Genomic DNA, 11,888 nt, shown 5'->3' on the forward strand with positions numbered 1-11,888 from the left:
ATGAATCGGACAAACAATAAAGAGTCGCTTGACACAAAAACCAGAAAGAAACCCGCCAAACAACGGATAATTTTCGACAGATGTTGGAAACGTAAACGGAGGAAGAGACATCCAATCGGGGAGGATACGCCATGAACTTGAAAATCGGCTTCAAAACGATCGCCGCGACTACCGCCGCCTTGCTGTTCCTGACCGCCATTACAGCCGGATGCGGCGGCTCTACTGTGCGCCAGCAGGATGTCGGCTCGAGGGACGACACCCAGGGCGGCAAAGGCAATAAATTACACAAAGGCGATCTTCATTCCAAATGACCGGACCTCAGCCGGGCGAGAAGCCCGGTCAAGTCCGGCGGCAGAGCAGCTTCGAACCGGACCGGTCCGCGCCCGGACGGATGCTCGAAGCCGAGAGTGGAAGCATGTAGTGCATGACGGCCGAGGGTCTCTCCCTCGGCTGTTTCGTTAGAATCTGCGGAATAGGCCGCAACCCGCCGCCCTTCTTCGTCCGTCCCGTACATTTCGTCTCCAAGAAGCGGATGGCCGATATGATTCATATGGACGCGGATCTGATGCGTGCGCCCCGTCTCCAGCTTCAGCCGGACTAGAGTTGCCTCTTCCCCGTACCGTTCCAGCACCTCATAATGCGTAACCGACGGATAACCGGTCGGCGTGACGATCCGGACATGCGGCGATTCGGGATCGCGATCGATCGGACCTTCGATCGTCCCTCCGTTCTCCCGCACACTGCCGCGCACGATGGCCATATACCATTTGTCCACGGCTCCATTCTGCATCTGTTCGGAAATAAACTGATGGGCATACGGGTTTTTGGCGATGGCAAGCACGCCCGACGTCTCGCGGTCCAGCCGGTGCACCGGACGGAACCGGACTTTCTCCCCCCGCTGCCGCCAGTAATGGACGACCGCATTGGCCAGCGTATTCATGTAATGACCGTGGGTCGGGTGAACGATCATCCCGGCCGGCTTGTTGACGATCAGCAGATGCTCGTCCTCGTCGATCACCTCGAATTCGATATCCTGCGGCAAAATGTCCTCCGACTCTTCTTCCTCCATGCGAACCTCGACCACATCCCCGGCCTTGACGCGCACCGACGTATACTTTCGCTCTCCGTTGACCGTAATCCCTTCCGGCGTCAGCTTCAGACGGGACAGCAGCTTGCGGGACAGCTGCATCCGGTTGCGGAGAATGTTTTTCAGCATCATGCCGTCCTCTTCGGACGGCACGATATAGGCAAGCGGCTCGTAATAGCTCATTTGGACTTGCGGCGGAATACTTCGGGGCTTCGTTCGTATTCGACATCCGGCACGCCTTCCCGGAAATTGGCCGTGCGGGCTACCGTGAAGAAGAAATCGGATAGCCGGTTCAAATACCTGCGCACCTCTTCATTAATCTCCGCCTGCTTGGACAAGGTAACGACTCTCCGCTCCGCTCGGCGGCAGACGGTCCGGCAGACGTGCAGCAGCGCCGATGCCTGCGAGCCCCCGGGCAGGATGAACCGGGTAATATCCGGCGTCTCCGCATCGTACTTGTCGATCCACGTCTCCAGCCGGTCGACCATCTCCGCGTTCACTTTGTAAGGACGCAGCTCCGGCTTGAGCAGAGCGAGGTCCGATCCGCAGTCGAACAGCTCCTGCTGGACCAGCTCGAGGTCGGCTCTCAGGTCGTCCATCGTGCCGCTGGTCATCACGCTGATCGTCTGCCCGACGAAGCAGTTTAGCTCATCCGTCGTGCCGTACGCCTCCACCCGGACATCGTCCTTGTCGACGCGTCCTCCGATAACGCCTGTCTGCCCTTTGTCGCCTGTTCTTGTATAAATTCTCATTCGTTTCCGCTCCCTTCGTCGCTTCCTTCTATCATCGCATAGATTCGGGCCATATCCAAATGGCTCCTGACATGATCGGCCAGCCGGTCAAAGGCGGCCTCGCGTTTGCTGTGGAACCGGAGCTGCCCTTCGAGCGGCGGCCAGTCTTGGTCCGCCCGGATCTCGTTGATCCAGGTGCGCCGAAGCTCGTCGTTGTGCAAAATGCCATGGACGTACGTGCCCCACACTTTCCCGTCCTCCGACATCGCGCCGTCTTCATGGTACGATGCCGCAAGCTCGGGCGCATCGTGAATCCGGATGGAGAACGGACGCCGGACATCCTCCACAAATACCGTCCGGCCCATATGAATCTCGTAGCCTTCGACGGGAAGAGCCCCGCTCCCGGCTCCCGGCCAATTCGCCGACCCGCTGACCCGCTCGGTCCGTTTATCCGGCGTAAACGTCGTCTCCGATGGAAATAGCCCGATACCCGGCAGCTCTCCGGTATCCGATTCGATCCGCTCCGGGTCGAGCAGACGACGGCCGAGCATCTGGTAGCCGGCGCAGATGCCGATCAGCCTGCCGCCCTCTTGCACATGCCTGCGGATGCACGCCTCCAAGCCGCTTTCCCGCAAATACTTCAAGTCGTCCACCGTGTTTTTGCTGCCAGGTATGATCACCGCGTCCGGTTCTCCCCAATCGGATACGCCGGAGACGTACCGGATGTGCACATCCGGCTCCTCGAACAACGGATCGAAGTCGGTGAAGTTGGACAACCGCGGCAGACGCAGCACGGCCACATCGACCTGCCCTTCCCGCTTCGGTCCGGACGGCCGCTTCGCATCGAGCGAGGCGGAATCCTCATCCTCCAAGCCGAGATCCGGCAAGTATGGGATTACGCCCAGCACCGGCTTGCCGGTACGCCGCTCCAGCCAGTCGAGTCCCGGCTTCAGCAAGGAGACGTCGCCGCGGAATTTGTTGATGACGAATCCTTTGACGCGATCCCGCTCTTCCGGCGTCAAAATGTCCAGCGTACCGACGAGCGACGCGAATACGCCGCCACGATCGATGTCGGCGATCAGCAGCACTGGCGCATCCGCCCAGCCAGCCAGTCTCATGTTGACGATATCGCGATCTTTCAAATTCACTTCCGCCGGGCTCCCCGCCCCTTCGATGACAACGACATCGTAGCGGCGGCGCATCCGCACGAGCGCTTCCTTGACGATCTCCTGCGCTTCGCCCAAATATTTCTCCCGGTACGCCCGGGCGTCATAATCGCGCAGCGGCTTGCCGTGCACGACAACCTGGGATACCATGTCCTTTTTCGGCTTCAGCAAAATCGGGTTCATGTCGGTTGTCGCTGCGATGCGGCAGGCGTCGGCCTGCATCCCTTGAGCACGGCCGATTTCTTTGCCGTCCGGCGTAACGTATGAGTTCAGCGACATGTTCTGCGACTTGAACGGGGCAACCTGCCAGCCGTCCTGCAACAGGATGCGGCACAGCGCCGTCGTCAGAATGCTTTTGCCCGCATCGGAGGAGGTGCCCTGGAACATGATCGTCGGCGCAAGCGGCGCCGAGTCTCCGGACTTGGGAGTGCCTGAAGGCTCCGTTTCGGCTGGCAGAGCTTTATGGGCCGCAGGCTCTCCGTTTATCCGCAGCGCTTGGGCAAGACACGTGATTAACGTTTCGTTGTCCTCCCGGAGACGGACCGCAACGCGAAAGTACGAGTCGTTCAAACCCGGGAATAACGAAGCGTCCCGGATCAGCACCCCAAGCTGTCCCATCCGGCTCTGGAGCGTTTTGACGTCTACCCCCAAGCTTTCCGGAATGGAGACGAGCAGAAAGTTAACGTCGCTAGGAAATACGTGCAATCCGAGCGATTGCAGCCCCTGCACCAGCCGCGGCCGCTCGTCCGCCAGCCATCGCCGGGTCCGCTCGGCATACTCGCGCTCGGCAAGCACGGCCTGACCGATCCACTGGGCCATCGTATTGACGCTCCACGGCACCTGGAGCTCCTTCATCGCCTGGATCTCCTCCGGATGCGCGACCATAAATCCGAGCCGGATGCCGGGTATCGCATAAAATTTCGTCATCGAGCGGAGCACATAGAGCCCTTTGGTTGCCGAGGCCAGCCGGATCAGACTGACCGCTTGCTCGTCCGGCGCGAAATCGACGAACGCTTCGTCCAGCACGAGCGGAATCCGGTCCTGAACGAGCCGGTGAAGCATAGCCGGGTCCGCCATTTTACCGGTAGGATTGTTCGGATGGCCCAGCAGGAGCATGTCGGCGGAGGCGGCCGCCTGACGGAGCGCCGTCTCGCTTAAAGCGAATCCGTTATCCGGGGATAGCGGGATGTCGACAATCCCGCCGCCGATTTTCCGCACCGCTTCCTCGTATTCCGAAAAGGACGGCCTTGCAAGACCGACGGACCCTGGCTTCAGCGCCCGTACGGTCAGGTCGATCAGTTCGGCGGCCCCGTTGCCGACCAGAATGCTCGCTTCCGGTATTCCGTACTTCTCCGCGAGCGTACGGCGCAATTCCCGCACCGCCGGATCGGGATAACGGGCGAGCTCCCGCCAGCGTTCCGCCAGCAGTTTCCCGACCGCTCCCGGAGGGCCAAACGGGTTCATATTGGAGCTGAAATCGAGGAATCCGTCCGCCGGCAGTCCATAAAGCGATTCCGCCGTCGTCAAATCTCCCCCGTGTCCGTATCGTTCCAGCATACTTTCTCTCCCCCTACTCTACCAATTCATCGCGATTACAGCCAGCAGCAGCACTGCGCACTCCAGAAGCTCGACCAATGCTCCATATGTATCCCCGGTCAGTCCGCCCAATTTGCGCGCCATCGAACGGGCCAACGCATAACCGAGCGCTCCCGCGATTACGACGAGTCCCGCTGTATACCCCAGCGCTTCCCACCAGGGGAAACGGAAGGCGAGGAGCACGACCAAGCTCCCCGCAATAGCAGGAAGCGAGGCAACCTGAGCCTGAGAACGGGTTACGGAAGTAAATAAACTTCCGAGCCCTTGTCCTTCCCTCGCGTAAGGCCAGCCGGCAATTGCCCACACGATGAACCACCGCCCCCACATCGGGGCAACGATCAGGAAGGCCAGCCACTTGTCCGAGTACGCCGCCATCGTGACAAGCAGCGAAAACTTCATAAGCAGCATCAGAACGCCGGCTACAACGCCCATGGCGCCTACCCGGCTGTCCTTCATAATTTCCAGCATCCGCTCCCTCGAACGGTGACTGAGCAACCCGTCGGCGGAATCCATCAAGCCGTCCAGGTGCAGCGCTCCGGTTACCGCCACCCACAATCCGAGTACGATAACCGCAGTTGGCGCCGAAGGGAGCAGCAGTTCGAGCAGCCATGCCGCAGCGGCCAGCATCGCGCCGAGCACGAGACCGACTACCGGGTAATACACGGTGCTCCGCCGAAACAGCTCGTCCGTATAATCCAGCTTCATCCGCACCGGCAGCCGCGTCAAAAACTGAAACGCCGACGCGCAAGCTCCCAGCTCCGTTACCCATACATTGTTGCGATCACTGCGCATAACAGCCCTCCTGCAGCCAGATAACTTACCCCATAACATATTCGGATCGTGAGTACAATATCTCCCCGGCTTCGCTCGCGGAGCGGCCAGCCCATGCGGGCACGGTCGCTGACGACTTCCCCGTAGCGGTTGAGCCCGCCGAGCTCGATTCCGATCGCTCCGGCTACGGCCGATTCCGGGATGCCGCTGTTCGGGCTCGGGTGGCGCGACGCGAACGTTACGATCGATTTGGCCGCTCGAGCCGCCGACAATCCTTTGCCGAATGCGCAAACGCAAACGATCATCAGGCCGGTCAGCCGCGCCGGTATGTAATTGAGCACATCGTCCAGGCGGGCCGAAGCCCAGCCGAAATGCAAATATTTTGCGTTTTTGTAGCCAACCATCGAATCGAGCGTGTTCGCCGCCCGGTACAGCATCGCAAGCGGTGCGCCGCCCAGCAGAGCGAAGACGATCGGCGAGACGAAGGCGTCCACCGTATTTTCCGATACGGTCTCGACCGTCGCCCGGACAATTTCCGGCTCGTCCAGCCGCGTCGTATCGCGCCCGACGATATAGCCGACATATTTGCGCGCATCCTCCATGTTGCCTTCGCTCAGCGGACGGTACACCAGCATGGCGGCGTCCTTCAGCCCTTTGACGGCGATCGTCGTCGAGATGAACCAGACGTTGACCGCATACCCGAGCCAGGGATGAATCAGCAAACACAGCTTCACGATCGCGAACATAACGGAAAAAGCCGCCCCGACCGTCAAAACAGTCAAAGCGACACCTTGAAGACGCTGCCGGCGCCGATCCGAAGGAGCGGCCTGCGCTTGGTGGGATACGGCCGCAGGTGCCGGCGTAGCGTACTCCCCGGTCGCATTGGCGTGTTGTTCCGATGCAGCAGACTCCCGTGGGGCGGTGGCGTGCTGTAGGGATTGCTCAGACCCCTGGGGGGTGGGAATGTGCTGGGACGATTCCTCAGACTCTTTGGGAGCGGATACTTGCTGTTTCATTTCTCCGCTCCTCAGCCGTTTCTCCAGCCGGGAAATCAACCTGCCGATCCATATGACCGGATGCGTAGGCCAGCGCGGATCACCAACGATCCAATCCACCACGATAGCGGCGATCACCATCCAAGCCGTTTCTTGCCATGAAAACAGCAGCACCTTCATTCCCCCTGTTCCGCGCATCGCTCCGACGTCCGCCCTTGGCAAACAACCATCCAACCATTCATTCAGCCTGCCGGTCCGATCCGCCAGTACGTTTATCCGCCAAGCCATCCGGCCGTCAATCTGCCGTCTCCGGTCTACCAGACTATCAGTCCTTCTACCATACTATCAGTGTGTCCGTCTGTCGCCTGTCGGCCGGTCCCCAGTACGTCGTATCCGCCAAGCCATCAGTTCGCCAATCTGCCGTCTCCGGTCTACCAGACTATCAGTCCTTCTACCATACTATCCGTGAATCCGTCTGTCGTCCATCTGTCGTCTGTCTGTCGTCGGTCGTCAATCCGCCCGGCTGTAGACTCTGCTCGGTTCGCACCATAGTTTTCTAACTAATTGGCCGTAGTTGTAGCATGAATGCTTCGCTTGGATCACCACACGAATAGGAGCGATTTACGATTTGCAATTTACGACTCTTAATTGTTGATTTCAACAATTTTCCGACTGAGTAAGAGCGGTTTGAGACCCTTATTTGTTGATTTCGGTGATTTCCCGGCTGAATAGGAGCGGTTTGAGACTCTTATTCCACGCCTTTTCCGCATTTCCCCGTCATTCTGAGCGGAATAAGAGCTGCTATCCGCTCTTATTTTGCGGTTACTCGCGGTTTGCGGCTGAATAAGAGTTGCTAGAGACTCTTATTCCACGACCGCGCCGCCATTTCCCGCCCGCGCGGAGCAAACCGCTCCGCACCCCATGTGTTACTCGAACCGGAAGGCCAGCCGCTTCAGTTCGACCGGGATGCCGCTCGTGACGAGGAATACCTCGTCGCTGACCCCGGCGATCCGCTGGTTCATCCGTCCCGCGAGATCGCGGTAGACGCGGCCCAGCTTGTACTCCGGCACGATGCCGCTGCCGACCTCGTTCGTCACGAGCAGCACGGTGCCCGCGCAGCGGCGCACGGCTTCCGCCAGCTCGTCGATCCGCTCGCCGACGCGTTTCTCCATGTCGGCTTCCTGCTCGTAACGGAACAGCCAGTTCGACAGCCACAGCGTCAGGCAGTCGATCAGTACGACTTCCCCGCCGCGCGGCTCGTACCGGCGCAAATAGTCCGCCACCTCGAGCGGCTCCTCGACGGTTTGCCAGGCAAACCCCGACTCGTCCCGGCGTTCCCGGTGCAGCGCCAGCCGTTCCGCCATCTCCTCGTCGAACGGCTGCGCCGTCGCGATATAGATGCCGCTATTCCCGAGATGGGCGGCATATCGTTCCGCGAAGGAGCTTTTTCCGCTCCGGGCCCCGCCCGTAACCAATACGTTCATGCCGAATCCTCCGTCTCCGTCCGCTCAGTTCTCCGACACGCCGGCGCTCTCGAACGTCGCCATCTCGTTCATCAGCTTCATCGCCGCTTCCACGACCGGGAACGCCATCACCGCGCCGGTGCCTTCGCCCAGTCTCATATCCATCTGCAGTATCGGCCGCAGGCCGATATGCTCCATCAGTACCCGGTGTCCCTGCTCCTGGGACAAGTGGGACGGGATCATGTACGGCGCCGCCAACGGGGCCAGCCGCGAGGCGACCAGAGCTGCGGCGGACGAGATAAATCCGTCTACGACGACCGGACAGCGGTTCACCGCCGCGCCGAGAATGACGCCGACCAGACCGGCGATCTCCAAGCCGCCGACCTTCGCCAGCACATCAAGGGGATCGCCTGCGTCCGGGCGATTCGCCTCCAGCGCCTTCCGGATCACGTCGCGCTTGCGCCGCATCCCTTCGTCGCCGATGCCGGTACCGCGGCCTACAGCGGTTTCGACGTCGGTGCCGGTCAGCGCTACTAGCAGCGCCGAGCTCGGTGTCGTGTTGCCGATGCCCATCTCGCCCGTCGCGAACATCCGGTAGCCGCGTTCCGCCAGCCCGTTCACGATGTCGATCCCGACCGCTACCGCCCGGACCGCTTCTTCCCGGCTCATGGCCGGCCCGACCGCCATGTTGTCCGTCCCCATCTTCACCTTCCGGCTGACCAGCCCCGGATGGCTCAGCTCGGCGTTCACGCCGATGTCCACACAGACGACGTCCGCCCCAGTATGGCGGGCCAGCACATTCACCGCCGCTCCGCCGTTCAGAAAGTTCATCACCATCTGAGGCGTGACCTCGGCCGGAAATGCGCTGACGCCTTCGGCGCAAACCCCATGGTCTCCGGCCATGACAACGACCGCTTTCTTCGACAAATCCGGGTTCAGCTCTCCCGTGATGCCCGCGATCTGCCTGGCGATCTCCTCGAGCTTGCCCAGGCTGCCGGGCGGCTTCGTCAGCCGGTCCAGCTTATGCGCGGCCGCTTGCTTCGCGGCCTCGTCAGCCGCGCGTATACGACTAACCGTCTGTTCCAATAATTGCTGCGATTCCATGGTGTGTTCCTCTCCTCCCGTTGCCGGTTATTGGAATGGCAAAACGTGCTTGCGCTGCTGCTCCATGTCCGCTTCCGGCATACCAGGCTGCAGCAGCAATTGAGGCGATCCGGACACCGGATGTGCCGTGATGATCGGCTCGGTGCCGTACACCATGGCGATCAGCTCCCGCTCCATCACTTCCCAGGGCGTGCCGATCTTGACGATGCCGCCGCGGTGAATCAGCATCAGCCTGTCGCAATATTGAGCGGCCAGATTCAGATCGTGCAGAACGGCCACGACGGTGAGCGGCTGCTCGGATTGCCAGCGGCGCACCGTGTCCATCATCTGCACCTGGTAGCCGATATCCAGAAACGTGGTCGGCTCGTCGAGCAGCAGCAGCCGCGGCTGCTGGGCCATCACTTTGCCGAGCGCCACGCGTTGCCGTTCGCCGCCGCTCAAATATTCGAGCGACCGGTCGGCGAAAGGCTCCAGCTGCAGCTTCGCCAAAATGGCGTCGATCAGGCCGGAAAAATCGTCCGGCTCGTCCCCGAGCCAATTTTGAAACGGAAACCGCCCCATCTCGAGCACTTCGCGCACCGAAAAGCCGATCGGAGGCAGCGCATCCTGCTGCAATACGGCAAGCCACCGGGCGAGTTCCTTGCGGGCAAACGAGACGAGCGGCTTGCCATCCAGCCGGATCTCGCCCGAATCGGGCCGTTCCACTCCGGATATCAGCTTCAGCAGCGTCGATTTTCCGCTCCCGTTCGGCCCGATAATACCGAACGTCTCCCCTTCCTTCACGGCAAACGACACTTCCTCCAAGACGGCGCGGCTGTCGAACGACTTGGATATTCCTTTTACCTCGATCATACGATCAACCTTTCATCGTCTTTTTTTGTCTGGAGAGCAGATAGGCGAAGAACGGGGCCCCGAGAAACGCCGTCACGACGCCGAGCGGAATCTCCGTCGGACTGAGCACCATCCGGGCGAGCGTATCGGCCCACAAGACGTAGATCCCCCCGAACAGGAGCGATAGCGGAATTAGCAGCCGATAATCGGGACCGACCAGCAGCCGGACCAGATGAGGCGTAATCAGACCGACGAAGCCGATGACGCCGCACACCGACACGGCTACGGCCGTCAGCATCGTCGAGACGATCAGGACGTTCCGCTTCGTCCGGTCCACCTGGACCCCCAGATGGGCGGCATGCCGCTCGCCAAGTGCGAACAGATTCAGCGAACGGCCGTAAGGGATCAGGAAAACGGCGCCGATCACGAGGTACAGCGCAACGACCGACGTATACGGCCAGCCCCGCAAAGCGAGACTGCCCATCAGCCAGAACAGGATTTCATTGACGACCTTGTTCGCGGACATCGCCACCATAAAGGAAACGAGCGCGCTTAAAAAGGACGAAACGACCACACCTGACAAAATTACCGTCTCCGTGCGGAACTTCCCTTGTATTCCGGCGAGCCGGAACACGATCCCTAATGTAATGCTGCCGGTAATAAAAGCGACGATTGGAATCGTCCAAATGCCGAATAAGGCATAATGAAGCCCGAATAAAATAAGAAACGCTGCTCCCACCGACGAGCCCGAAGCGACGCCGAGCGTATACGGATCGGCCAGCGGGTTGCGCAATACGCCCTGAAACCCCGCCCCGGCGATCGACAGCGCCGCTCCGATTAGTACGCCCAGCACAATACGCGGCAGACGAACCTTCATAATAATCTGCTCCGACGATTCAGGCCAGATGACCGGAACCGATTCCCCGAGCCACGGCACCTGCTTCAGCAAAATTCCCCACACATGAGGAATCGGAATCCGCGCAGAGCCAAGCGACAAGCTGACTACGACGGAAAGAAGAAGGAGCACGATGCCTGCCCCTCCCCATAACAGCAGCTTCTTCTTCATTTATTTCACCAGATCGGGATATATCGCTTTGGCGACATCCGCAAGCGCCTTCGTGATGCGAGGTCCCGGGCGCGCCAGCAGACTGTCGTCCAGCCCGATCACCTTACTGTTTTTAATCGCATTGATTTTGTCCCAGCCTCCGCGGCTGCGGATCGTTTTCTCCAGATCGGGAACGCCTTTGGCGAACAAGATGACGTCCGGATTGGACTGGATGATCTTCTCTTCGCTGATCTGCTTCCAGCCCTGTAGGTCGGAAGCGACGTTGACGCCGCCGGCCAGCGTGATCAGGTCGTCCATGAATTCGCCTTTGCCGACCGTCCAGCCGGGGGAAAATTCGATATATACTTTCTTCTTCTGGTCTTCCTTCAGCCCTTTCAGAGCGTCCGCGACCTGCTGCTTTTCCTTCTTCATCTGTTCGGCGACTTTTTCCGCCTGCGCCTGGGTATCTGTAATTTGTCCGAACAGAAGAACGCGCTCGATCGCGGCGTCAATCGTTTTCGGGTTCGTCTGGAACAAATTCAACTTCAGCTCGTTCAGCTTCGCCACCGAATTTTTGTTCAGCGACAGCCCGGCGAATACGATATCCGGGTTAGCTGCGATTATCGCTTCCGGATTTCCTTGCAGATCGCCCATTTTCGGCTTGCTTTTCGCTTCCTCCGGGTAATCGTCGAGATTCGACACGCCTGCGATCTTGTTGCCGAGCCCCAGCGCGAACAGCACCTCCGTCTCGGTCGGAGACAGCGATACGATGCGTTCCGGCGCCTTCGCGAACGTAAACTCCTTGCCGGAGTCGTCCTTGATCGTAAGCGGGTAGACGGTCTTTTTGCCTGCGGCTTCCCCGCCGGTTGCAGCCGAACCTCCGGTTGCTGGCGCCGGCTCCTTGACGCCCCCTTCTTGCTTTTGACCGCATGCCGCGAGCGCGAACGCAAGCGTGACGGACAGCAGAAGCATGATCAGCTTCTTCATGGTTGCTCCCTCTCCTTTATAGTGTAGCCTCTCGGCATTCGCCGAGGCAGATGGGGCAAGGGATTCCCTATACCCTCCGGCGTATCCATCCTCCTACTTGCGTAGGGGGATT

Annotated in this window: 11 protein-coding genes; 1 reads left to right on the forward strand and 10 read right to left on the reverse strand. The window is 60.1% G+C overall.

The window, feature by feature from the left end; genetic code table 11:
• Positions 1-131: 131 nt before the first annotated feature.
• The gene (locus IDH45_RS27880; protein ID WP_190931430.1) at positions 132-311 is read left to right on the forward strand and encodes a hypothetical protein; all 180 of its coding nucleotides are present in this window, start codon (positions 132-134) and stop codon (positions 309-311) included.
• On the opposite strand, the gene IDH45_RS27885 is transcribed toward IDH45_RS27880, so the two are convergent.
• From IDH45_RS27885 to IDH45_RS27930, 10 genes are all read right to left on the reverse strand, one after another.
• Positions 299-1,270 (reverse strand): RluA family pseudouridine synthase, encoded by a 972-nt coding sequence (locus IDH45_RS27885; RefSeq protein ID WP_190931431.1) that lies wholly within the window; start codon positions 1,268-1,270, stop codon positions 299-301. The two genes, IDH45_RS27880 and IDH45_RS27885, sit on opposite strands and share 13 nt — an antisense overlap.
• On the reverse strand, positions 1,267-1,839 hold the full coding sequence (locus tag IDH45_RS27890) for a cob(I)yrinic acid a,c-diamide adenosyltransferase (RefSeq protein WP_190931432.1): 573 nt from the start codon (positions 1,837-1,839) through the stop codon (positions 1,267-1,269). The genes IDH45_RS27885 and IDH45_RS27890 overlap by 4 nt, the downstream gene beginning before the upstream one ends.
• The gene (locus IDH45_RS27895) at positions 1,836-4,541 is read right to left on the reverse strand and encodes a cobyric acid synthase (protein ID WP_190931433.1); all 2,706 of its coding nucleotides are present in this window, start codon (positions 4,539-4,541) and stop codon (positions 1,836-1,838) included. The genes IDH45_RS27890 and IDH45_RS27895 overlap by 4 nt, the downstream gene beginning before the upstream one ends.
• Positions 4,542-4,559: 18 nt before the next feature.
• On the reverse strand, positions 4,560-5,372 hold the full coding sequence (gene cobS / locus IDH45_RS27900; RefSeq protein ID WP_190931434.1) for an adenosylcobinamide-GDP ribazoletransferase: 813 nt from the start codon (positions 5,370-5,372) through the stop codon (positions 4,560-4,562).
• Positions 5,342-6,526 carry an adenosylcobinamide-phosphate synthase CbiB gene (gene cbiB / locus IDH45_RS27905; RefSeq protein ID WP_223837023.1) on the reverse strand — a complete coding sequence of 395 codons (1,185 nt, stop codon included), beginning with the start codon at positions 6,524-6,526 and terminating at the stop codon, positions 5,342-5,344. The genes cobS and cbiB overlap by 31 nt, the downstream gene beginning before the upstream one ends.
• Before the next feature lie 746 nt (positions 6,527-7,272).
• The gene (gene cobU / locus IDH45_RS27910) at positions 7,273-7,830 is read right to left on the reverse strand and encodes a bifunctional adenosylcobinamide kinase/adenosylcobinamide-phosphate guanylyltransferase (RefSeq protein WP_190931435.1); all 558 of its coding nucleotides are present in this window, start codon (positions 7,828-7,830) and stop codon (positions 7,273-7,275) included.
• A 24-nt stretch (positions 7,831-7,854) separates the two neighbouring features.
• The gene (gene cobT / locus IDH45_RS27915) at positions 7,855-8,913 is read right to left on the reverse strand and encodes a nicotinate-nucleotide--dimethylbenzimidazole phosphoribosyltransferase (RefSeq protein WP_190931436.1); all 1,059 of its coding nucleotides are present in this window, start codon (positions 8,911-8,913) and stop codon (positions 7,855-7,857) included.
• A 27-nt stretch (positions 8,914-8,940) separates the two neighbouring features.
• A complete protein-coding gene (locus tag IDH45_RS27920) occupies positions 8,941-9,765 on the reverse strand; it encodes an ABC transporter ATP-binding protein (protein WP_190931437.1) in 825 nt (274 codons plus the stop codon).
• A 4-nt stretch (positions 9,766-9,769) separates the two neighbouring features.
• The gene (locus IDH45_RS27925; protein ID WP_190931438.1) at positions 9,770-10,810 is read right to left on the reverse strand and encodes a FecCD family ABC transporter permease; all 1,041 of its coding nucleotides are present in this window, start codon (positions 10,808-10,810) and stop codon (positions 9,770-9,772) included.
• Positions 10,811-11,776 (reverse strand): ABC transporter substrate-binding protein, encoded by a 966-nt coding sequence (locus tag IDH45_RS27930; protein ID WP_190931439.1) that lies wholly within the window; start codon positions 11,774-11,776, stop codon positions 10,811-10,813.
• Positions 11,777-11,888: the final 112 nt, after the last annotated feature.

Source organism: Paenibacillus oceani (genome assembly GCF_014705615.1).
Taxonomy (GTDB): domain Bacteria; phylum Bacillota; class Bacilli; order Paenibacillales; family NBRC-103111; genus Paenibacillus_AB; species Paenibacillus_AB oceani.

Bases quoted from the DNA above. Each gene is read 5' to 3' on its own strand.
- IDH45_RS27880 (WP_190931430.1), top strand. From the start codon at position 132: ATGAACTTGAAAATCGGCTTCAAAACGATCGCCGCGACTACCGCCGCC.
- IDH45_RS27885 (WP_190931431.1), bottom strand. From the start codon at position 1,270: ATGAGCTATTACGAGCCGCTTGCCTATATCGTGCCGTCCGAAGAGGAC.
- IDH45_RS27890 (WP_190931432.1), bottom strand. From the start codon at position 1,839: ATGAGAATTTATACAAGAACAGGCGACAAAGGGCAGACAGGCGTTATC.
- IDH45_RS27895 (WP_190931433.1), bottom strand. From the start codon at position 4,541: ATGCTGGAACGATACGGACACGGGGGAGATTTGACGACGGCGGAATCG.
- cobS (WP_190931434.1), bottom strand. From the start codon at position 5,372: ATGCGCAGTGATCGCAACAATGTATGGGTAACGGAGCTGGGAGCTTGC.
- cbiB (WP_223837023.1), bottom strand. From the start codon at position 6,526: ATGAAGGTGCTGCTGTTTTCATGGCAAGAAACGGCTTGGATGGTGATC.
- cobU (WP_190931435.1), bottom strand. From the start codon at position 7,830: ATGAACGTATTGGTTACGGGCGGGGCCCGGAGCGGAAAAAGCTCCTTC.
- cobT (WP_190931436.1), bottom strand. From the start codon at position 8,913: ATGGAATCGCAGCAATTATTGGAACAGACGGTTAGTCGTATACGCGCG.
- IDH45_RS27920 (WP_190931437.1), bottom strand. From the start codon at position 9,765: ATGATCGAGGTAAAAGGAATATCCAAGTCGTTCGACAGCCGCGCCGTC.
- IDH45_RS27925 (WP_190931438.1), bottom strand. From the start codon at position 10,810: ATGAAGAAGAAGCTGCTGTTATGGGGAGGGGCAGGCATCGTGCTCCTT.
- IDH45_RS27930 (WP_190931439.1), bottom strand. From the start codon at position 11,776: ATGAAGAAGCTGATCATGCTTCTGCTGTCCGTCACGCTTGCGTTCGCG.